The following is a 21,336-nucleotide window of genomic DNA, read 5'->3' as shown; positions in this document are numbered from 1 at the left end:
CTACAACAACTCAGAGGATTTGGCATGTCTGAGACGTCTGTTATTCAGCAAAACAGTATCGGGGCTGCTCTAAATCGCAGCGCTCGAAAATATTCACATCAGCTGGCACTGGTATTTGGTGAACGTCAATGGCGCTACTCAGCACTCAATCAAGCAGCTAACCGCGTTGCCAACGGTTTGCTGGCAGCAGGGCTTACTCAAGGAGATCGGCTGGCGGTATATGGCAAAAACTCTGACGCCTACGTCATCGCCTGGCTGGCCGCGACGAAAGCGGGGTTGGTGCATGTGCCGATCAATTTCGCTTTAAGCAGTGATGAGCTGCGCTACATTCTTGACCAGTCAGGTGCGACGGGTTTGCTAAGCGATTTAAGCTTAGCTGACAAAGTAACTGCCGCGACCGAAGGTTTGGATCTAGCGTTGATGGGCACACTGCACACGAATCAGGGACGCGATTCAGAAAACTTTGATGTGCTCGCTTATGCAATCTCAGAGCCCAGTCGTGAAGAAGAGAGTACTGAAGAGCACAGCGTAACGGTCGATGGATCAAGCCTGGCACAGCTGCTCTATACCTCTGGCACCACCGCTGCGCCAAAAGCCGCGATGATGACCCATCAGGCTCTGATGGCCGAATATATGGCCTGTATGGTTGAGCTTGATATCAAAGGTAGTGAGGCCATGCTGGCCGCGCTACCGCTTTACCACTCCGCGCAAATGCACGTTTTCTTAATGCCCGCGCTGTTGTTGGGCGCGCCCGTTTATTTGTTAGAGGCGCCGCTTCCAGAACTGTGTTTAAGCGCTATAGCTGAGCATCAGATCGCATCATTTTTTGCCCCGCCCACGGTATGGATCAGTCTGCTGCGCCACGCTGAATTTGAGCGCTTTGACCTAAGCACCCTCAACAAAGCCTATTACGGGGCCTCGATTATGCCCGTGCCGGTACTGGAAGAGCTGCAGCAGCGCATACCGGGGGTGGGGTTATATAACTGCTACGGTCAGAGCGAAATCGCCCCCTTGGCGACCGTACTTCGACCTGAAGAGCACGCCGAACGACCCGCTTCAGCCGGACGGCCCATTTTGACGGTGGAAACCCGCATTGTTGATCTTGAGATGAATGATGTCCCTCCTGGCGAACATGGAGAAATCGTCCACCGCTCACCGCAGCTCATGCAAGGCTACTGGGATAAAGCGGCGATGACCAAAGAGGCGTTTCAAGGCGGCTGGTTTCACTCGGGGGACGTGGGCTACTTCGACGAAGCGGGTTACTTGTATGTCGTCGATCGCATTAAAGACGTGATTAATACTGGGGGCATACTGGTCGCTAGCCGTGAGGTGGAGGAGGGGCTGTTTAAGCACCCGGCGGTATCCGAAGTGGCGGTGATCGGTCAGCCCGACGAGAAGTGGATCGAAGCCATCACGGCGGTAGTGGTATTGAAAGCGGGCCAAGAGGCAAGCGAGGAGGAGCTGATCCATCATGCAAAAACGCTGATGGCGCCTTATAAAGTGCCTAAACATATCCTCTTTGCCGATGCGCTGCCCAAAAGTACCGCAGGCAAAATCCTCAAACGCCATCTGCGTCAAGACCTTAAGGGGTAAGCATGGACGCGCAAACGACCGAACTGTTTCACGCCATGATCAAACGCTGCCTAAGCCAGGAGGTCGCCCCTTACTATGATGAGTGGGAGGCAGCAGGTGCAATACCCCGCTCACTGTGGCATGCCCTGGGCGCTGCTGGCCTCCTCGGTATTGACCTGGACGAACAGCATGGCGGATCGGGCGCTGATATTGCCATCACCCAGCTGGCGCTGGAGGAGCTCTCCCGCCAAGGGTTTGGTGGCCTGGCCAGCGCTTATAATATTCACGCCAATATCGTGATGCCCTACCTACAAAATCTGGGAACAGCTGCTCAGCGAGAGCAGTGGCTGCCTGCCATGGCGCGTGGCGAATCTCTTGGCGCCATCGCCATGACCGAACCCCATGCGGGGAGTGATCTGGCATCCATAAGAACCCGCGCAAAACGCACTGACGAGGGATGGGCGTTAAGCGGTAGCAAAATCTTTATCACTAACGGGCAGTTTGCCGACTTGGTCATTGTGTGTGCCAAAACGGAGCCAGCCGCCGGTGCCAAAGGGGTCTCGCTGTTTTTGGTCGATACCCACTTACCTGGCTTCTCGCGGGGTAAGCCGATTAAAAAGATCGGTCAGCACGCCAGCGACACCGTCGAGCTTGCCTTTGATCAGATGAAACTACCCCATGAGGCGCTGCTGGGTGAAGAGGGCGCTGGGTTTCGCTACTTAATGCAGGAGCTGCCCCGCGAGCGTCTGGGGGTGGGGGCACAAGCCCTTGGGGCCGTAGAGGGCGCGCTGGCGTTGACCTTGGAGTACGTGCAGCAGCGCCAAGCATTTGGTCAGCGGGTCGCGGATTTTCAAAATACCCGCTTCACCTTAGCTGAGATCAAAGCCCAGTTGGACGTCGCTCGGGCCTACTTTGAGCACTGCGTCGAAAAGTACCGTCAAGGCACCATGAGCAGCACGGATGCGGCGATTCTAAAACTGCAGCTAAGCGAGATGCAGTGCCAAGCGGTGGATCGTTGCCTGCAGTTGTTTGGCGGCTATGGCTACACCCACGACTACCCCATTTCACGCTTCTATCTAGATGCTCGGGTGCAGACCATCTACGCCGGTAGCTCGGAGATCATGAAAGAAGTCGTCGCGCGTTCGCTGTTGGGCAAAGTGGCTTAGCGAAGCGCCCTGGATACAGGAGAGCACCATGCGGTTGGATGATGTAGTAATTTTAGGCGGTGCGCGTACCGCGATCGGCGGTTTTGGCGGTTCGCTGTCAACAATGGCGCCGTTTGAACTGGGGGCGATCACCGCCAAAGAGGCGTTGCGCCGGGCAGGCGTTGAGGGCGGCGATATCGATCACTCCGTGTATGGCCATATCATTACCACTGGCCCTCAGGACGCCTATCTAGCGCGGCATATTGCACTTGAAGCGGGCGCGCCGAAAGAGGCAGGGGCCTTCAACGTCAATCGGCTGTGTGGTTCAGGCGTGCAAGCGGTTGTGTCCGCCGCCCAGCAGATTGCCATGGGGGATAGTCGTTTAGCGCTGGCAGGGGGCGCGGAGTCGATGTCGCGAGGGGCTTATCTGCTGCCTCCTCAAGCGCGCAATGGCGTGCGTATGGGGGATATGAGCGTTGAGGATTTAACCCTTGGTATATTGAGTGACCCATTCGGCAGCGGACATATGGGCTGCACCGCCGAGAACATTGCTAAGCAGTACGGCTTAAGTCGAGAGCAACTGGATCAGTTTGCCCTTGAGAGCCATCAAAAAGCAGCGTATGCCATCGCGGAAGGCCGCTTTGATGATCAAATCGTCGCGGTGGAGGTCAGCCGGGGTAAGCAAACAGTACCCTTCTTTCGCGATGAGCATGTACGCGAAGGTGTTGAGTTTAGCGATTTAGCGCGGCTTAAGCCTGCCTTCCAGAAAGATGGCGTGGTTACCGCAGGCAATGCCTCGGGAATTAACGACGGTGCGGCCACGTTGGTGCTGGCACACAGCGATGAAGCCGCACAGCGCGGCTTAGTGCCCAGGGCGCATCTACGCGTTGCCACTACTGCAGGCGTTGAGCCAGCGGTGATGGGGCTGGGGCCGATTCCTGCTGTAAAACGCTGTCTGCAGCAGGCGGGGCTTAGTATCAACGATATTGATGTGATTGAATCCAATGAAGCCTTTGCTGCCCAAGCGATGGCGGTGGCGGAAACGCTCGGTTTTCCGCTAGAGAAGTTAAACCCCAACGGTGGTGCAGTTGCATTGGGTCATCCGGTGGGGGCGACGGGGGCTATTCTGATTCTTAAAGCCCTTCACGAGTTGGAGCGTATTAACGGTCGCTACGGCTTGATAACGCTATGCATTGGTGGCGGGCAGGGTATTGCTCTGCTTATCGAGCGCGGCTGATCCGAATCGATTGCTACAAGAACAGTGTTATAAGAACAAAGTTATAGGAGTGTTTATGCCTTCAGTTACCCCGAAAATTTTACCCGCCGCGGTCTCGGCCACAAATCCTGCCCTGATGATTGGCGATCTGCTGGAAGCAGGCGTGCGCATGGCGGGTGATAACCAAATTGTCTACCGGGATCGGAGCCGCCACAGCTACGAACGCTTTCGTGAACGAGTACACCAACTGGCCCACACGCTGACATCTCAAGGCGTACAAGCAGGCGATGTGGTGGCGGTGTTGGATTGGGATAGCCACCGCTACCTGGAGTGCTTCTTTGCTATTCCGATGATCGGCGCGGTACTCCATACGGTGAACGTGCGCCTGGCCCCGGAGCAAATTCTCTACACCATGGAGCACGCCGAAGATGTATTTGTGTTCGTGCATGAAGAGTTTGTGCCGCTGCTTGAGCCGCTGGCCGATAAGCTTCCCCTGGTGCGTGGCTATCTGCTGTGTCAGGAGGCCCCGCAAACAGTCGATACCACGCTGCCACTGGTAGGCGAGTTTGAGGCACTGTTAAGCCAGCAGCCCACCCATTACGATTTCCCCACCTTTGATGAAAACGCCGTTGCCACGCTGTTCTACACCACCGGTACCACGGGTAACCCCAAAGGGGTTTTCTTCACCCACCGCCAGTTGGTGCTGCATACTTTGAATGAGTCTAGCGCTTTCCAGGCGCCCGGTTTTGAGCTGCTCAACCGCGACAAGGTCTATATGCCAATTACCCCCATGTTTCACGTTCACGCCTGGGGTGTGCCGTATACCGCCACGCTGATGGGGGCTACTCAGGTTTACCCAGGCCGCTACGAGCCGGAAATGCTGGTCAAGCTATTGATTAGCGAGAAAGTTGATTTCTCACACTGCGTGCCAACGTTGCTCAATATGGTGGTGAGCGCCGAAGCGATTGCCTCAAAGCAGGTCGATCTCTCCGGGTGGAAAGTGTTGGTGGGCGGTAGTGCGTTAACCCAAGCGCTGGCAAGCAAGGCCTGGGCATTGGGGATCGATACCCGCAGTGCTTACGGTATGTCGGAAACCTGCCCGCTGCTCACCGCTGATATTCTACCGCGGGATATTGGCGATGCGGACTTTGAGACCCAGCTACCCTGGCGCTGCAAAGCGGGCCTGCCAATTCCGCTGGTTAAATTGCAGGTGGTTGATACGGACGGCGAGCCCCTGCCCAATGATGGTAAAAGCGTTGGTGAAGTGCGCGTTCAAGCGCCCTGGCTGACCCAGGCATACTATAAAGAGGAGAAGCGCAGTGAGGAGCTGTGGCGTAACGGCTGGCTGCATACCGGGGATGTCGGCTCACTCGATGAGCGGGGCTTCTTGACCATTAGCGACCGCATTAAAGACGTGATTAAAACCGGCGGCGAGTGGCTCTCATCGTTAGAGCTGGAGAGCTATATCAGCCAGTGCCCGGGCATTGCCGAAGTGGCGGTGATTGGGGTGGCGGACGATAAGTGGGGGGAGCGACCGGCCGCGCTAGCCGTTCCCGTTGATCTAAATAACCCACCGACAACGGAAACCGTGCAGGCGTTTCTAGAGCAGTTTGTGGCCCAGGGCAAACTCAACCGCTGGGCGATTCCCAGCATGATCCGTTTCGTCGATGAGATACCCAAAACCAGCGTGGGCAAGCTGGATAAAAAACGCATTCGCACTGAAATCTAGCACTATCACTGAGCCAATCAACAAATGCTGCCCGCCGTGCGCGCTTTGCGATACGCGGCGGGGGAGTTGCCCGTCCAGGTTTTAAAAGCCCGGCTAAAACAGGCTAGATCCTCGAAGCTCAATGCCTCTGCAATATTGACAAGGGGCTTCTCACTGCAGGTGAGTGCCTGAATAGCGACATCGCGGCGGTACTCATCCTTGACCGCTTGAAAGTGGGTGCCCTCCATTTTTAAATGCCGCGCCAATGTGCGTGCAGACATATGCAGCGCATCGGCGGCGCTATGTACCGTACCTGCCGTCAACAAATGGCGTGAAAGGTGCTCCCGCACCCGGTGAGTGAGCAGGCGATCGGCAAACGACACATAGAACCAGTCCGCCGGGGCGCGTTTGAGAAACGCGCCCAGGTGCTTCTTTGTCTGTCGGATAGGGTGATCAAGTAATTCGCGATCAATATAAATGGCGGTTTGTGGCTGATCAAAGCGCACCGTGCCAGGATAAAAGTAAAGATAATCAGCACTGTGGGGCGGCTGGGCGTAAGCGCACTCCATCAAAATGGGCGGTATTTTACGCGCAATCATCCACGACGCGATGCCATGAAACAGCTTGAGCATCAGCTCATGAATTAAAATACGGCTGCCCAGCAATGGCGCATGCTCCACCAGGGCCATGCGGGCAAGGTCTCCTTCAAGGGTAAACGCATAGCCAAAATCATCGAGCAGAATACGAAAAAACTGCGTATAGCGGTGTAGCGCCACCTGTAGATTGGGGGCATCCAGCATGCTTAAACACAGCAGCTTCAGCGTGCCGCCCCTCAGCGGGCGGGAGAAAAAGCCTGGGGTTTCGTCATCCAGCTCGTTTACTAACCCGCGGTAGAGTTCGGCGAACTGCTCAACGGTGACACGACCATGGGGAGCCGAGAGTAAAAAGGGTGAAATCCCCGCCCGCTCTAAGTAACGGGCGGACGGGGTTGCAGTGTTGGGTATGCCTTTAAACAGCTCGTTTACAAAATGCATGGAGACGGTCACGGTCACTGTCAGCCCGCCTTTAAAAAGAGTGTCTTTTGATAGGGTTATTGTACTGGCTGGAAAACGGTACCACGCTGACGGCTTTCGCTCTATACGGTTCAGCGCTATAACGTTCCCCCTCCCGGCGTGCTCATGCGTTACACTGTGCGCCTCACGATTTAGGAGGACACCGCGTGACCCTGTTACGACTCGAACAGCTGCAACTCGCCTACGGCACCCATGTACTACTTAATCGCGCCGACCTAACGGTTGAAAAAGGCGAGCGGCTGGCGCTGGTCGGGCGCAACGGCACCGGTAAGTCCACTCTGCTAAAGCTAGTGGCGGGGGATATCCTTCCCGATGATGGCTCTATCTGGCGCGCACCTGGCCTGAAAATAGGCGTGCTGGCTCAGGAGTTACCCGAGTCATCTGGCTTGACCATTTTCGATATGGTCGCCCAAGGCCTGCCGGAAGCCGGGGAGCTGCTCTCCGAGTACGATCATCTGATCAACGATCCCGACCCCGATATGGATCGCATGGCGACCCTGCAAACGCGCCTGGAAGCCATTGATGGCTGGTCTTTCCACCAGCGTATCGATACCGTGCTGACCCGCTTAGGTCTGCCACCTGCGGCTGAAATGAGCTCGCTCTCCGGTGGTTGGCGCCGCCGGGTAGCGCTGGCACGTGCGCTAGTGGCCGAGCCGGATCTGCTGCTGCTCGACGAGCCTACCAACCATTTGGATTTAGACACCATTGCCTGGTTGGAAGAGCAACTGCTGGCCTTTAATGGCGCGGTACTGCTGATTACCCACGATAGGGCGTTTCTCTCCAAACTGGCGACCAATATTCTGGAGTTGGATCGTGGCCAGCTAGGGCGTTACCCCGGTAAGTACGAAGAGTATCAGGCCCGCAAGCAGCACGAGCTGGAAGTAGAGGCGCGGGAGAACGCCGAGTTCGATAAAAAGCTTGCCCAGGAAGAAGCCTGGATTCGTCAGGGGGTTAAGGCCCGGCGTACCCGCAACGAAGGTCGGGTAAGGGCGCTTGAGGCAATGCGTAACGAACGCAGCCAGCGCCGTGAGCGCCAGGGTAATGCCAACCTGACGGTGGATCGCGGCGAGCGTACCGGCAAGCGCGTAGTTGAACTGCAAGGCGTCACCCAGCGGTTTGGCGATGAGGTGATACTGCGCGACATTAATCTTGAAGTACTGCGCGGCGACCGTATTGGTTTCCTGGGGCGCAACGGTGCGGGCAAAACCACCCTGCTGAAAATCTTGCTGGGCGAGTTGGAACCCAGTGAAGGCAAGGTTCAGATGGGTACTAACCTAAAAGTAGCCTATTTTGACCAGCTGCGCGCCGGGCTTGAGCTGGAAAAAACCGTCTATGACAACGTTGCCCAGGGCAGTGATCGCGTTAGCGTAGGCGGCAAAGATCGCCACGTAATGAGCTACTTGCAGGACTTTCTATTCACGCCCGAGCGAGTTCGCCAGCCGGTGAAGGCGCTCTCTGGCGGCGAGTCCAACCGCCTGCTGTTAGCCAAGCTGTTCACCCAGCCCGCTAACGTACTGGTGCTTGATGAGCCGACCAACGATCTCGATATGGAAACCCTGGAGCTGCTCGAAGAACTGCTGCTCGATTTCGATGGCACGCTGCTACTGGTTTCACACGACCGTACCTTTATGGATAACGTGGTGACCAGCATGCTGGCCTTTGAAGGCGATGGTGTGGTGCGTGAGTACGTGGGTGGCTATACCGACTGGATTCGCCAAGGCGGCAAGCTGCCACCAGCGCCCTGGGAAGGAGCGGCGCGTCAGCGTACCGAGCCCACTTCGGAAGCGCCTAAAAAGGTCGCCGAAGCACCCGCCGCGACGGCCAAGAAGAGCGTCAAACTCTCCTATAATCTACAGCGTGAGTTAGATGCACTGCCTGCTGAAATTGAGCGACTTGAGGGGGAAGTTGAGGCGTTAGAGAGTGAAATCGGTGACCCTGCGTTTTATCAGCAGGACGCCGACGCCGTGACGGCTAAGCTGCAAACCCTTGAAAAGGTGCAGAAGGCATTAGAAGTGGCCATGGAGCGCTGGATGGAGCTCGAGGCGATGGCGGCAGGAGAGTAGCTTTAGCAACTATAAAAGGCGCCGTCTGGGCGCCTTTTTTGTCGGTCATACAAGCGGCGATTATTTATTCGTCGCTCTTTTCACCTTTTTTGCCTACGCGAACCGCCAGTACATCGCACTGGGCGCCGTGCAGTACACCGGTAGAGGTGGAGCCGAGCAGCAAAGCAAAACCGTGTCGGCCATGGGAGCCCACCACGATCAAGTCGACATCGTGCTCTTCAGCAAAACGGTGGATCTCAGTGTCGGGCATACCCACCACAACGTGCTGGTCAGCCTCGGCAATATGGGGGGTCGCAATTTCGGCTAAACGTTTTTTGGCGTGCTCATCCAACTGGTCTTGAATGCTGGTCAAGTCCATGGGGATATCGCCACCGTAGGCAAACCCAAGGGGTTCCAGGGTGTGCATAATGGAAATTTTCGCTTTATCGTTGCGCTCTGCAATCGCAACGGCACGCTCCAGAATCTTGTGGGAGTCTTTGGTTAAGTCAACGGCAACTAAAATGTGGTGATAGCTCATGGCGTATCTCCTTGGCAGTAGGTAACAAAGAGGCTCTTTGTTCAATGACCGTTACTTTAGATGGCGTGTCCTGTTTTAACAATAGCAACCGTTTTAACAATGACTTGGATCAAAACAACGATCTGAGTCATGGTTTTTAGAGTAGTGTAATACAGTGTGGCTCATGTGGAGGAAAATGTAGAGATGGATTGGTTAATTATAGTCTTTATCCTGATGTTAGTGATTGCGCCCGTGATGTGGTTAAAGCCGAGCCCGCGTCAAAAGCGCCAGCAGGCCCTACGTTCACAAATCTCAAAGCAGGGTGTCAGCATCAAGTTGGAAAAGCCGCCACTGCACCATTTTAGAGGTACGATGCCTGCCTACCGTTGGCACTTTCCTCAGGAAGGGCCTGGCCCAGATTTCCTGCTGGTAAGAGAGAGTAATGCCAGCGAGGCTTTAGCACCCTATTACGCTGGCTGGCGTTGGCGAATAGCCCCCTTGCGTCCGCTTCCCAATAATGCCGAAATATCCTTAAAAGCGCTGCTGGAACGTTTACCGCAAGACGCGCTGGTGGTGCAATCAACGCCTTACGCACTAACGCTTTGGTGGTGGGAGTCGCAAACCGCGGAGCGATTCGCAACCTACCTACCCGAATTTCAACAGCTGCGAGATGCCCTACGAGGCCATGCTGACCATCCTTTCAGCCAGCCTTTGCAGGGCACTGGTTCTGCGTCGTCTACCGTTCGCGATCAAGATGCCGGACTGTCTTGATCCCGTGCTTGTATTGCCAAGCCGTTTGATTCAATCACTGCCAGCCAGTCGTTGAGTTGCTCAAGATTCTCCTCGCTTAAGCCCGCGAACATCTCTTTGCGCGCTTGTTGCGCAACGCTGTCGATCTGCTCTAACAGCGGCATTGCGGCAGGGGTAAGGTAAATCCGCTTGCTGCGACGATCATTGTCACAGGCTCGTCGCTCAACCAGACCTTGCTCCTCGAGCTGACCTAGGGTGCGCACCAGAGAGGGCGCCTCAACGCCAATCGCCCGGGCGAGATCGCATTGAGGATGGCCCTCGCCCAGCCGCCAGAGATGATACAGCGTCACCCAGCGTGTTTGGGTTAAGCCCAACGGCGCCAAGCGGCGATCCAAGATAGAGCGCCATAAATGGGGCAAACGTGCAATGCGAAATCCAATCGTTGAAGCCATAGGTTACTAGCTGCCAATAAATGTGAGTAAGCGAATTGTCATAAGCAGCGCCGATGAATGCAAGGCGCTTAACCCTTCAATCTTCCGGTCGCGCCTCTTCATCGTTAGGGCGACCCGGCACGAATCGCCGTAAGTTTAATCCACTTAGGCCACTGGCGCGTATTTCTCCGTCTGCTAGCGTGGCTTGCTGAGTATTATCTGACACTTCAAAGCGTATTAGCCCTAAGCGTTGGCCAGTGCCTGTCATGATATCGATGCGCCAATCGCCGGTAGGGTCTTCGGGGAAGTTCTGTTTGTGGCTCCATGCGCGGTAACCCTGCTCGCGTCCACCGGCGATATTAAGTTCTACAACATCCATGGGCACACCATTATGATGCCAAGCGTGGGTAATAGTTTCACTTAATCCCCGCGGTGCCCGAATAGCGGTATAAACATAGAGGCCATTCTCGCTGATGGCCTGAGGCGTTAATGCCATAGACCCTTGAGGCAGACGCTGCTCGACATCAAAGCCGGGAGACAGCGCACTACTGGTCATCCATAGGCTGGCGGGCGGCACCCAAATGCGTCCAAGCCATGCGCCATAGGCGAGCAGTAGGGTCAACACAAAAAAAGCGCACCAGCGTTTGAGGGAACGCTGCTTAAGCAAGTGCCAAAAACTTGGCAGAGCCACCAGAATGGTGATCCCCAGGGCCAGCAGCAAACTCTGTCCCGTAGTGAGGTGTACCATAATAGGCAGCGTCACCAGTAGGACAAGAAAGACGCACTGGGCGTGGAAGATGAAGTAGAGACTCCGCCAGCGTTCGGCAACTTTGAAGTAGAGTGGATCGATAATCGACAGCAGCGCCATACCGCCTACCATTAGCGCAAATAGCGTTTGTCCGCTATTCCACACGGTAGTGACTAAAATAAACGGCAGGGTGAAGAAAAGTGTCTCCTGGTGAATCATTTGCGCAATAAAGTGGGTTACACCCCGCGGGGGAGTGGGGTGCCCACGGCGTGACAACCAGCGGCTGATCAAACCTTCAGAGAGCAGAAGTGTCCAGGCGAACAGTAACCCCAGTGCTAACGCTGCGCCTAACCACTGCTGACGATCCACCAGAAAGAAGCTGCCTAAACCGGCAGCAAAGGCCATGGGTGGCCACATCCAGCTCCACGGTTTTAGCCGTTCGACAATGCTTTCAATACGCCGCTGAACGGCCTCAATGCGCGATGGTGTGAGCAGTGAGCCCATAAAAAGGTAACCTACAAAATGAAAAGAAGCGTGATCCTAGCAGTATGAACGCACACAGGGGAGTGCTGGTCTCACTAGATGGGTAAATTAGGGTTTGTACGAAAAGTCGGCGAGCGAAGACTAGACAAGGCAAAAATCAACGAAAAAGCGGAGTTTACGTGTAGTAAATGAGCATTTTGAGGCGATTTTTAACGCCGTATAGTCGAGCGCAGGCAGTTTTCGTACAAACCCTAGCCAAAAGTCTGGGCTTGACGTTGTCTGGCAACTCAACCAAGCTAAGGCAATCAAACGACCGTATGAAAGTCGTGTGGAAACCGTATGAGAAATGTGGCGGGTTCTCTTTTCAGAGCCAGCCCGAAAATGTGGAGAGAGCGCGGATGATCTATCAAGGCAACGCCATCACGGTGACACGTCGTGACACCCCGAGTGGCAATGATATCGCAATGCTCACTTTCGATCTGAAAGATGAGTCCGTCAACAAGCTTTCCAGTGCTGTGGTGGCAGAGCTGGGCGAGGCAGTAAAAGCCATTCAAGCTGAAAATAGCTTAAAAGGCTTACTTATTGCGAGCGGGAAAGATGTGTTTATCGTGGGCGCCGATATCACCGAGTTTCACACCCTATTTGATAAAGGCGAAGCCTACCTTGAGGAGATGAACCTCAAGGTACACGATATTTTTAATGCTATTGAAGACCTGCCGTTCCCTACCGTAACGGCGATCAATGGGCTGGCACTGGGTGGCGGCTGCGAAGTATTGCTGACCACCGATTTTCGCGTAATGGGCGAGAAAGCCAAGATCGGCCTGCCCGAAACCAAGCTCGGCATCCTGCCTGGTTGGGGTGGCTGCGTGCGTCTACCGCGTATTATCGGCGCCGATAATGCCATCGAGTGGATTGCCGGTGGCACCGAAAACCGTGCTGATGCAGCGCTAAAAGTGGGCGCCGTCGACGCGGTGGTAGCCGCCGAGCAGTTGGAAGAGGCGGCGCTGGATATTCTGGATCGTGCCAACGCCGGTGAGCTGGATTATCAAGCCCGTCGCGCTGAAAAGACCAGCCCGCTGAAGCTCAACCCCATTGAGCAGATGATGGCCTTTGAAACCGCTAAAGGTTATGTCGCCGGTAAAGCGGGCCCCCATTATCCGGCGCCGGTCGAAGCGATTAAAGTGATTCAGAAAGGCGCTGGCGAAGAGCGCGGACGTGCCCAAGCCATTGAAGCCAAAGCTTTCGCCAAACTGGCGCTAAGCAGCGTAGCGTTCAATCTGGTCGGCCTGTTCCTCAACGACCAAGTGGTCAAGAAAAAAGCCAGCAAGTATGAGAAGCAGGCGCAGCCCGTTAAGCAAACGGCCGTGCTGGGTGCGGGCATTATGGGCGGCGGTATCGCTTATCAGAGTGCCTCTAAAGGCACGCCGATTCTGATGAAAGATATCAAGGATGACGCCATTGAGCTGGGCCTGAAAGAAGCCCGTAAGCTATTTGCCAAGCAGGTAGAGCGTAAAAAGCTGACCACCGAGCAGATGGCGGAGAAGCTGAGCAATATTCGTCCCACGCTCTCTTACGGTGATTTTGGCAACGTCGATCTCGTTGTCGAAGCGGTCGTTGAAAACCCCAAAGTTAAAGACGCCGTGCTTACCGAAGTGGAAGGCATGGTGAGCGAAAACACTATCCTCACCTCCAACACTTCGACGATTTCTATCAACCGCTTGGCGCAAAACCTAAAGCGGCCTGAAAACTTCTGCGGTATGCACTTCTTTAACCCTGTGCATCGTATGCCGTTAGTGGAAGTCATCCGTGGCGAGAAAACCTCAGACGCCGCGGTTGGCGCTACTGTGGCCTACGCTCGGGCAATGGGTAAAACACCGATTGTGGTCAATGATTGCCCCGGCTTCTTGGTCAACCGCGTGCTGTTCCCTTACTTTGGCGGCTTCAGCTTCTTAGTCGAGCAAGGTGCTGACTTCCAGCACGTTGATAAAGTGATGGAGAAGTTCGGCTGGCCCATGGGCCCCGCCTATTTGCTGGATGTGGTCGGCTTAGACACTGCCGTTCATGCCAATGAAGTGATGGCGGAAGGCTTCCCAGATCGGATGGCCCGCGATGGTAAAACCGCCATTCAGGTCATGTACGACAACGACCGTTTAGGCCAGAAGAACGACAAGGGCTTCTACGCATACGAAGAAGACAAAAAAGGTAAGCCGAAAAAAGTCACCGACGAAGCGGCTTACGCTTTAGTTAAAGAAGTGGTTAAAGAGCACAAAGAGTTTTCCGACGAGGACATCATTGCTCGCATGATGGTGCCGCTCTGCTTGGAAACCGTACGCTGCTTGGAAGATGGCATTGTGGCAACGCCCGCTGAAGCTGATATGGCGTTAATTTACGGCATTGGCTTCCCGCCGTTCCGCGGTGGTGCGCTGCGCTACATCGACGCCATGGGCGTTGCAGAGTTCGTCAAGCTGGCAGAAGTGCTAGCCGAGGAGTTGGGCCCGCTATACGCACCCACCGACAAGCTGCGTCAGATGGCTCAGAACAACGAGCAGTTCTACTCCAGTGACAACTCTGCCACTCAGGCCTAACCACCACGCATAGGAGATATAAGATGAGTTTGAATCCGAGAGATATTGTGGTGGTAGACGGTGTCCGTACCGCCATGGCGAAAGCTAAAAATGGTGCTTTCCGCAATGTTCGTGCAGAGAATCTCTCTGCGGCGGCAATGCAGGCGCTCTTTACCCGCAATCCTAATCTAGACCCTTCTGAAGTGGATGATGTGATCTGGGGCTGCGTGAACCAGACGCTTGAGCAGTCGATGAACATTGCCCGTAACGCGGCGATCATGACCGGTATCCCCCGCTCGGTACCTGCGCAAACCGTTAATCGTTTGTGTGGCTCTTCGATGACGGCGCTGCATATCGCTGCTGCCAACATCAAAGCGGGAATGGGCGACTTCTTTATCATCGGTGGCGTTGAGCACATGGAGCACGTACCCATGGCTCACGGCGTTGACGTTAACCCCGCGGCCAGCAAATACGCCGCCAAAGCGGCGATGATGATGGGCCTGACCGCCGAGTTGCTGGGTAAAATGCACGGTGTTTCCCGGGAAGAGCAGGACAAATTCGGTGTGCGCTCTCACCAGCGCGCCCAGGCGGCCATGGAGAAGGGCTACTTCGACAACGAAATTATTGGTGTTGAAGGCCACGATCAGCGCGGCTTCAGGGTGATGGTTCAGCGCGATGAGGTTATTCGTCCAGACTCTACCCTGGAGTCCATGGCGAATCTGAAGCCGGTGTTTGATCCACGCAACGGTACGGTTACGGCGGGTACTTCCTCGGCGCTTTCCGTGGGTGCCTCGGCAATGGCCGTGATGAGCTACGAGCGCGCTCAAGCGCTTGGCCTAGAGCCTATTGCGAAGGTACTCTCTACCGGCGTCGCGGGTTGTGATGCGTCGATCATGGGCTATGGCCCGGTACCCGCGTCTAAAAAAGCGCTGAAAATTGCGGGGCTCTCAGCGGCAGATATCCAAACCGTTGAGCTCAATGAAGCCTTTGCTGCTCAGGGTATCCCGGTATTGAAAGATCTTGGCTTCCTGGATGCGATGGACGATAAAGTTAACCTGAACGGTGGCGCGATTGCCCTAGGTCACCCGCTGGGCTGCTCGGGCTCACGTATCTGCACCACGCTGCTTAACGTGATGCAGCAGCGCGATACCACTCTGGGCTTGGCGACCATGTGTATTGGCATGGGGCAGGGCGTTGCGACGGTGTTTGAACGCTTGAAATAACCACCGCGCTCTTCATTGCTTCAATTCGATACTACAAAACGGCACCTCACACGCGAGGTGCCGTTTTTATTAGCAAACCTTCTATTCAGAAAAACGCTATTCAGATTGAAAAGCCGTGCGGTGGAAATCCGCGGCGGCTTGGACTTCGGCAATGCCGCAGGTATCAGGTACTGGTACAGTATTGCCTGCTAGTACCGAAAGCACAGCTCTTGTGCCGTTCGCCAGTGACTCCAGGTTGTAGCCGCCCTCTAATACAAACACCAAACGGCCATCGCAGTGTTGTTCGGCCAGTTGTTGCATGAAACCGGTCAGTGCGCCAAAGCCGTCATAGGAAACGTTTAAGGCCAAATCGTGCCAGTGGGGGTCAAATCCTGCTGAGACTAAAATAATGTCGGGCTTAAACCACGCTGTGGCCGGGGCGAGAATGTCACGAAACGCCTTGAGGTACGCCTCGTCGCCAGCGCCAGCCGGCAGCGGGACATTAATAGTGGCGCCTTCAGCTAAACCGGCGCCGACCTCTTCCAGGTGGCCCGAGCCGGGGTAGAAGGGGGCAGCGCGGTGTATATCAAAAAACATCACGTCCGGTTCTGCCCAAAAAATATCCTGGGTTCCGTTACCGTGATGGGCGTCCCAGTCAACAATCAGCACTCGTTCACAACCCAGAGCGCTGCGCGCATGGGCTGCGGCGACCGCCACATTATTGAATAAACAGAAGCCGCGGGCGCGAACGGGTTCCGCGTGGTGGCCAGGTGGGCGTACCAGTGCAAAGGCGCTTTTAGTGCGTTTCTCCATGACCGCTTCTACTGCGGCAATGGCCGTTCCCGCGGCGACTTCGGCGGCATCGACGCTACCCGGTGAGACCGCTGTGGTATCCACATCCAACCAGGCATTTTTCCCGCGCAGGCTAAAAATATCACTTAGGTAGGAGGTCGTATGTACCCGTGCCAACTGCTCATGGGTAGCCGCTTTTCCCCCTTCAATGTGCAGGCCCGCAATGGGCGCTCGCTCCAGTAGATGTTGAATAGCTTTTAAGCGGCCGGGGTGTTCGGGATATTTCCACGGCACCGGAAGTCCTGCCAGCAGGTGGCGAATGCGCTTATCGATTCGTTGAGGTAAAAAGTCGGCGTCAATATTGGGCTCGTGGGAGAGTACCCGATCATCATAGAAAGCAATGACTTTATGCATAATGGCTACCTAATGTACGTGCGATAAGTCACTGCAGTAAATTCCAGCAAGTTACCGCAGCCTTTTGATCGCACAATGAGCACGCAATGCTTATTTACAGTAAGGCAGGCTAAGCGAGGTTATACAATGTCACTTTCAAACCATGTCACTTTCAAACAATGCCACTCTCAACACCAAACGCTAAGGCCATGCTGAGTTCTTCTACCTGATCTGCAAATGAGGGTTGCCAATCGCCACGTAAAATGAGCGGTGCCTGTACCCATCGCCAGCGTAAGCCAGTGGTGATGCTCTCTACTGCGCGTTGGGTGCCCGTGCCATCGTGCCCCGCGCGAATATAGAGAGCGCAGGGTAATCCCTGCTTCTTTTCAATGACAGAATAGTAGCTCCGATCAAAAAAATCCTTGAGCGCGCCGCTCATATAGCCCAGGTTTTCCGTGGTGCCGAGCAGAATCGCATCGCAGGCCAGCACGTCGTCTGGGCCAGCTTCCAGGGGCGCTTTTACCACGCAATGCATCTGTTCAAGGTCGGGATGGCTAGCACCCTGGAAGGCCGCATCGCGCAGTAGGCGCGTATTTGCCGAAGGGGCATGGGCAACAATTAATAGCTGTTTTTTGAACTCAGATGTCATATCAGTAGCCTAAAAAAGCAATGAATGTCTGAAGGTTGCGCCAAGCATTGAAAATGCCACACTGCTTTAGTGATGTTCATTAGAGAGCCTATATGCCCAATAAGACCTCTATCAATGTCTTTTACGATGCGCAGTGTCCGCTGTGCCGACAAGAGCGGCGCCGCTATGAGCGCTGGTCGGGCCGCCACGCAGATGATATTGGCTGGCTAGATGTGAGCGAACATCATCAGGCGTTGAGGGAAAAGGGCGTTGAACCTGACGCGGCGCTGCGATCCCTACATGTCGAAACCGCGCAGGGCCAACTGATTGAGGGTATCGATGCTTACCGCCTCTTAATGGCGCGTATTCCCTTATTGGTGCCGGTCGCCTGGGTCATTGGTTTGCCAGGCATCAAGTCAGGGTTACGGGCGCTTTATGATAGTTGGGTTAAGCGCCGCTTGAAGAAACAAGGCCGGTGGCCCACCTAGTTTTTGTACAAAAACGTGTTCGTACAAAGCCTAGACTATATGCGAGTTACTTATCGGATAAACCAAGGAGAGAAGCATGGCATTTGCACTTTCATCAATGAAGGTTACCAGCTCAGCGTTTGCTGACCATCAAGCGATCCCTGCTAAGCACACAGGGGAGGGCGAAGATGTTTCGCCAGCGCTTGCTTGGCAGGGTGCGCCTGAAGGAACCAAGGGGTTTGCGGTGATCTGTCACGATCCTGACGCCCCGCTGGTTAAAGACGGTAGCTACGGCTTTGTCCACTGGGTACTCTATAACCTACCCGGTGATATCCAGGAATTAACGGAAAAGACGGCGTTGGGCACCGTCGGCGCAAATGATAAAGGCGATACAGGTTATTGTGGCCCGATGCCGCCAGAAGGGCACGGTAAGCATCTTTACTACTTCTGGGTGCTGGCGCTGGATCATCAAACCTCGCTCCCTGAAGGGCTCACGCTGGCAGAACTGCTCAAAGAGGTAGAGCCCAATCTGCTGGGTATGAACCGTCTGGTCGGCACCTACCAGCGCGGTTGATCTAGCAAACTGGCTGGACATTTTGCGTAACCCGTGTAGGCTCCATCGCTTTCTAACCGTGGTGATGGAGCCGACTGATGAGTGACCTGCCTAACTGTCCTGCCTGTGCCTCTGAGTTTAGTTATGATGATGGACTTCAATATGTCTGCCCAGAGTGTGGCCATGAGTGGTCAAAGGTAGCAGAAGAAGAGGGTGCCGATGACACGTCAGGCGTGCGCGACGCCAACGGCAATATGCTAGCCGACGGTGATAGCGTCACGGTGATCAAGGACTTGAAGGTTAAGGGCAGTTCCCTGGTGGTCAAAGTGGGCACCAAAGTGAAAAGCATCCGCTTGGTGGACGGCGATCACGATATCGATTGTAAAATTGACGGTATCGGCCCAATGAAGCTGAAATCAGAATTTGTCAAAAAAGCCTAAAGCCATTAGTAATAGATAAAAAAATAGCCTCCTGCTGCCAGGTGGCTATTTACTTTTTAACTATCCACGAGAGCTACGCAGTGGTGTTAATTTGCGTACCTACGCTGCCGTTTGTTGCCAACTGTGGCTGCGCAACGCTGTCCATTAGTGCCGTTATCTGCGCTGCCTGCCCGTCGAGGGCTTCTTTGAAAACGCTGAATTGAGCCTGTTGGATCGTTTGTGCCTGCCTCATATCCAGCGTTGCATTTACCATGTTGCTTACTGCTGCATCCATAGTTACCTCCTCCAATGATCGCGATGCCTCCTACAGTAGGGGCATCTAATACCTCTTTGACGCTAGCAGAGGCGGCTAATCAATGCAAAGCCGGGCAGGCCGCAGCTATAGCTTTTTTAAATGATAATGATTGTTGTTTTTGATGCGATTAGCGGCGAACGTGCCGATATTATGCGTAAATTGCTATCCATTTTGCTCTAGGGCTTCACATCAAATTTATACAGGACTAAAATGGTACTCAATTGACGTGGCGACCATTTGATTTGCTGCGTACTAATGACATTCAGGGAGTCGACATGCTTAAGCTTTCTCGGCTAACAGACTATGCCGCGGTGGTCATGGCGCAAATTGCCCGCCATCCCCAGGCATCTCATGCCGCGGCAGAGTTAGCAGAGGCCGTGCAGTTGCCCCATCCGACGGTGAGTAAAACGCTCAAAATGCTGGTGCGGGCAGGGCTGTTGGTTTCCCAGCGCGGCGCCCAAGGGGGGTACCGCTTGGCTCGGCCTGCATCACAGATTACCGCCGCCGATATCATTGCGGCGATTGAAGGCCCTGTGGCCATGACTGAGTGCAGCCAAGCAGAGGGCGACTGTGAGCTTGTGGCGACCTGCGGTGTGGCCGACAACTGGCAGAGGGTCTCGTTGGCGATGCGAACGCTGTTGGAGAGCGTGACACTTGCGCATCTGGCCGATACAGCGCCGATTAAGCTGCCAGTACAGCTACCTATTCAAACGATCAGCCTGTCGGCGGCGTCGGCCTAACGGCGGCGCGAGTACAGCAGGCCTAACTTATTATTAAAGGCGATGACCTCGCCACCCAACTGCCCGGAGGGTATCACCATGGCAAGCGAAGAAATGGAACAGTTGGTTCGTCGCGAATACAAAGATGGCTTTGTAACCGATATTGAGAGCGACACCCTGCCACCTGGCCTGGATGAAAACACCATCGCCTTTATCTCCAAAAAGAAGGGCGAGCCGGAGTGGATGCTTGAGTGGCGTCTGGATGCCTACCGCCAGTGGCTGAAGATGGAAGCTCCTTCCTGGGCACATCTCGACTACCCGCCGATTGATTACCAATCGATCTCCTATTTTAGTGCACCGAAACGCCCGGAAGATCGCCCCCAGAGCCTGGATGAAGTGGATCCCAAGCTGCTGGAAACCTACGAGAAGCTGGGCATTCCGCTGCACGAACGCGCGGCGTTAGCAGGTGTTGCAGTAGATGCGGTGTTTGACTCCGTTTCGGTCGCCACCACCTTCAAAAAGCAGCTTGGCGAAGCGGGCGTTATTTTCTGCTCGATTTCAGAAGCTATTCGCGACTACCCGGAGCTGATCAAGCAGTACTTGGGCACCGTGGTACCCGTGGCGGACAACTACTTTGCCGCACTGAACTCTGCGGTGTTTACCGATGGCTCCTTTGTGTTTGTGCCGGAAGGCGTGACTTGCCCCATGGAGCTGTCCACCTATTTCCGCATTAACGCGGCCAACACCGGCCAGTTTGAGCGCACGCTGATTATTTGTGAAAGCCGCGCCCAGGTCTCTTACCTGGAAGGCTGTACCGCGCCGATGCGTGACGAGAATCAGCTCCACGCCGCGGTGGTCGAGCTTGTGGCGCTAGATGACGCCTATATCAAATACTCCACCGTGCAGAACTGGTACCCCGGTGACGAGAATGGCGTCGGTGGTATCTACAACTTCGTGACCAAGCGTGGCGACTGCCGCGGCGACCGTTCACGGATTAGCTGGACCCAGGTTGAGACCGGCTCGGCGATTACCTGGAAGTACCCCTCCTGCGTACTGCGCGGCAAGGACAGCATTGGCGAGTTCTACTCCGTAGCCGTGACTAATGGCCGCCAACAGGCCGATACCGGCACCAAGATGATCCACATTGGTGAAGGCACGCGATCCTACATCGTTGCTAAAGGTATCTCCGCCGGCCGCAGCGATCAGTCCTACCGTGGCTTGGTGAAAATCGGCCCGCGGGCCAAAGGAGCGCGTAACTTTACCCAGTGCGACTCATTGCTGATCGGTGATAAGTGCGGTGCACACACCTTCCCTTATCAGGAAATTGGTAACAGTACGGCGACCATTGAGCACGAGGCGACCACCTCGAAAATCGGTGAAGACCAGCTGTTCTACTGCCAGAGCCGCGGTATCTCGGAAGAGGATGCGGTCAGCATGATCGTTAATGGTTTCTGCAAGGATGTCTTCCAAGAGCTGCCTATGGAGTTCGCCGTTGAAGCCGAAGCGCTGCTCAACGTGACCCTGGAAGGCGCAGTCGGCTAACCGCTGGTCATTTATCCCACTTAAATATCGTAGTGTCGCCATAGCGACTCGCCAGA

The 21,336-nt window shown here is 55.0% G+C and carries 20 protein-coding genes; 13 read left to right on the top strand and 7 right to left on the bottom strand.

Going from position 1 to position 21,336, the window contains the following annotated elements; translation table 11 throughout:
• The first annotated feature begins 24 nt into the window (after positions 1–24).
• Genes ACFIOZ_RS13480 through ACFIOZ_RS13465 form a run of 4 tightly spaced genes read left to right on the top strand, consistent with a single transcriptional unit; the run spans position 25 to position 5,662 of the window.
• Positions 25–1,593, top strand: coding sequence for a fatty acyl-CoA synthetase (locus tag ACFIOZ_RS13480; protein ID WP_386078572.1), 1,569 nt, complete (start codon positions 25–27; stop codon positions 1,591–1,593).
• A gap of 2 nt (positions 1,594–1,595) precedes the next feature.
• Positions 1,596–2,738 (top strand): acyl-CoA dehydrogenase family protein, encoded by a 1,143-nt coding sequence (locus ACFIOZ_RS13475; protein WP_386078570.1) that lies wholly within the window; start codon positions 1,596–1,598, stop codon positions 2,736–2,738.
• 28 nt (positions 2,739–2,766) lie between these two features.
• The gene (gene bktB / locus ACFIOZ_RS13470) at positions 2,767–3,954 is read left to right on the top strand and encodes a beta-ketothiolase BktB (protein ID WP_386078568.1); all 1,188 of its coding nucleotides are present in this window, start codon (positions 2,767–2,769) and stop codon (positions 3,952–3,954) included.
• 55 nt (positions 3,955–4,009) lie between these two features.
• On the top strand, positions 4,010–5,662 hold the full coding sequence (locus ACFIOZ_RS13465; RefSeq protein WP_386078565.1) for a fatty acid--CoA ligase: 1,653 nt from the start codon (positions 4,010–4,012) through the stop codon (positions 5,660–5,662).
• A gap of 17 nt (positions 5,663–5,679) precedes the next feature.
• Here the strand turns inward: ACFIOZ_RS13465 and ACFIOZ_RS13460 are convergent, their stop codons facing one another.
• Entirely contained in the window at positions 5,680–6,693 is a 1,014-nt protein-coding gene (locus ACFIOZ_RS13460; RefSeq protein ID WP_386078562.1) for an AraC family transcriptional regulator, read from the bottom strand.
• 167 nt (positions 6,694–6,860) lie between these two features.
• Here ACFIOZ_RS13460 and ACFIOZ_RS13455 point away from each other — a divergent pair, with 167 nt between their 5' ends.
• Positions 6,861–8,777 carry an ATP-binding cassette domain-containing protein gene (locus ACFIOZ_RS13455; protein WP_386078560.1) on the top strand — a complete coding sequence of 639 codons (1,917 nt, stop codon included), beginning with the start codon at positions 6,861–6,863 and terminating at the stop codon, positions 8,775–8,777.
• 64 nt (positions 8,778–8,841) lie between these two features.
• Here the strand turns inward: ACFIOZ_RS13455 and ACFIOZ_RS13450 are convergent, their stop codons facing one another.
• Positions 8,842–9,294 carry a universal stress protein gene (locus ACFIOZ_RS13450; RefSeq protein ID WP_386078557.1) on the bottom strand — a complete coding sequence of 151 codons (453 nt, stop codon included), beginning with the start codon at positions 9,292–9,294 and terminating at the stop codon, positions 8,842–8,844.
• 183 nt (positions 9,295–9,477) lie between these two features.
• Here ACFIOZ_RS13450 and ACFIOZ_RS13445 point away from each other — a divergent pair, with 183 nt between their 5' ends.
• Entirely contained in the window at positions 9,478–10,044 is a 567-nt protein-coding gene (locus tag ACFIOZ_RS13445; RefSeq protein ID WP_386078554.1) for a preprotein translocase subunit YajC, read from the top strand.
• Here ACFIOZ_RS13445 and slyA read toward each other — a convergent pair.
• Both slyA and ACFIOZ_RS13435 read right to left on the bottom strand, forming a co-directional pair.
• Positions 10,023–10,475, bottom strand: coding sequence for a transcriptional regulator SlyA (gene slyA, locus ACFIOZ_RS13440; RefSeq protein WP_071693614.1), 453 nt, complete (start codon positions 10,473–10,475; stop codon positions 10,023–10,025). The genes ACFIOZ_RS13445 and slyA overlap by 22 nt on opposite strands.
• Before the next feature lie 76 nt (positions 10,476–10,551).
• Complete coding sequence (locus tag ACFIOZ_RS13435; protein WP_386078552.1) at positions 10,552–11,706, bottom strand: DUF5924 family protein; 1,155 nt, start codon at positions 11,704–11,706, stop codon at positions 10,552–10,554.
• Between the two features lie 377 nt (positions 11,707–12,083).
• On the opposite strand from ACFIOZ_RS13435, the gene fadB reads away from it, so the two are divergent.
• Positions 12,084–14,270 (top strand): fatty acid oxidation complex subunit alpha FadB, encoded by a 2,187-nt coding sequence (fadB, locus tag ACFIOZ_RS13430; protein ID WP_386078549.1) that lies wholly within the window; start codon positions 12,084–12,086, stop codon positions 14,268–14,270.
• A gap of 23 nt (positions 14,271–14,293) precedes the next feature.
• Positions 14,294–15,472: an acetyl-CoA C-acyltransferase FadA gene (gene fadA / locus ACFIOZ_RS13425; RefSeq protein WP_386078546.1), complete on the top strand. Its 1,179-nt coding sequence runs from the start codon at positions 14,294–14,296 to the stop codon at positions 15,470–15,472.
• 96 nt (positions 15,473–15,568) lie between these two features.
• Here fadA and ACFIOZ_RS13420 read toward each other — a convergent pair whose 3' ends face one another.
• Together ACFIOZ_RS13420 and ACFIOZ_RS13415 are read right to left on the bottom strand one after the other, a co-directional pair.
• Positions 15,569–16,657, bottom strand: coding sequence for a histone deacetylase (locus ACFIOZ_RS13420; RefSeq protein WP_386078543.1), 1,089 nt, complete (start codon positions 16,655–16,657; stop codon positions 15,569–15,571).
• Between the two features lie 151 nt (positions 16,658–16,808).
• Positions 16,809–17,285: a flavodoxin family protein gene (locus tag ACFIOZ_RS13415; protein WP_386078540.1), complete on the bottom strand. Its 477-nt coding sequence runs from the start codon at positions 17,283–17,285 to the stop codon at positions 16,809–16,811.
• Positions 17,286–17,377: 92 nt separating this feature from the next.
• On the opposite strand from ACFIOZ_RS13415, the gene ACFIOZ_RS13410 reads away from it, so the two are divergent.
• The 3 genes from ACFIOZ_RS13410 (at position 17,378) to ACFIOZ_RS13400 (ending at position 18,724) form a co-directional block, all read left to right on the top strand.
• Entirely contained in the window at positions 17,378–17,752 is a 375-nt protein-coding gene (locus ACFIOZ_RS13410; protein ID WP_386078538.1) for a thiol-disulfide oxidoreductase DCC family protein, read from the top strand.
• Positions 17,753–17,828: 76 nt separating this feature from the next.
• Positions 17,829–18,305 (top strand): YbhB/YbcL family Raf kinase inhibitor-like protein, encoded by a 477-nt coding sequence (locus ACFIOZ_RS13405; protein ID WP_386078536.1) that lies wholly within the window; start codon positions 17,829–17,831, stop codon positions 18,303–18,305.
• A 77-nt stretch (positions 18,306–18,382) separates the two neighbouring features.
• Positions 18,383–18,724, top strand: coding sequence for a zinc ribbon domain-containing protein YjdM (locus tag ACFIOZ_RS13400; protein ID WP_386078534.1), 342 nt, complete (start codon positions 18,383–18,385; stop codon positions 18,722–18,724).
• 73 nt (positions 18,725–18,797) lie between these two features.
• Here ACFIOZ_RS13400 and ACFIOZ_RS13395 read toward each other — a convergent pair whose 3' ends face one another.
• The gene (locus ACFIOZ_RS13395) at positions 18,798–18,998 is read right to left on the bottom strand and encodes a putative motility protein (protein WP_386078531.1); all 201 of its coding nucleotides are present in this window, start codon (positions 18,996–18,998) and stop codon (positions 18,798–18,800) included.
• A gap of 296 nt (positions 18,999–19,294) precedes the next feature.
• Between ACFIOZ_RS13395 and ACFIOZ_RS13390 the strand changes: the two genes are divergently transcribed.
• A complete protein-coding gene (locus ACFIOZ_RS13390; RefSeq protein WP_133732677.1) occupies positions 19,295–19,759 on the top strand; it encodes an SUF system Fe-S cluster assembly regulator in 465 nt (154 codons plus the stop codon).
• Between the two features lie 78 nt (positions 19,760–19,837).
• The gene (gene sufB / locus ACFIOZ_RS13385; protein ID WP_022522975.1) at positions 19,838–21,280 is read left to right on the top strand and encodes a Fe-S cluster assembly protein SufB; all 1,443 of its coding nucleotides are present in this window, start codon (positions 19,838–19,840) and stop codon (positions 21,278–21,280) included.
• Positions 21,281–21,336: the final 56 nt, after the last annotated feature.

Origin of the sequence: Vreelandella sp. F11, from assembly GCF_042466685.1 — a bacterium.
GTDB lineage: Bacteria > Pseudomonadota > Gammaproteobacteria > Pseudomonadales > Halomonadaceae > Vreelandella.
This window is presented reverse-complemented; position numbering and strand designations above follow the sequence as displayed.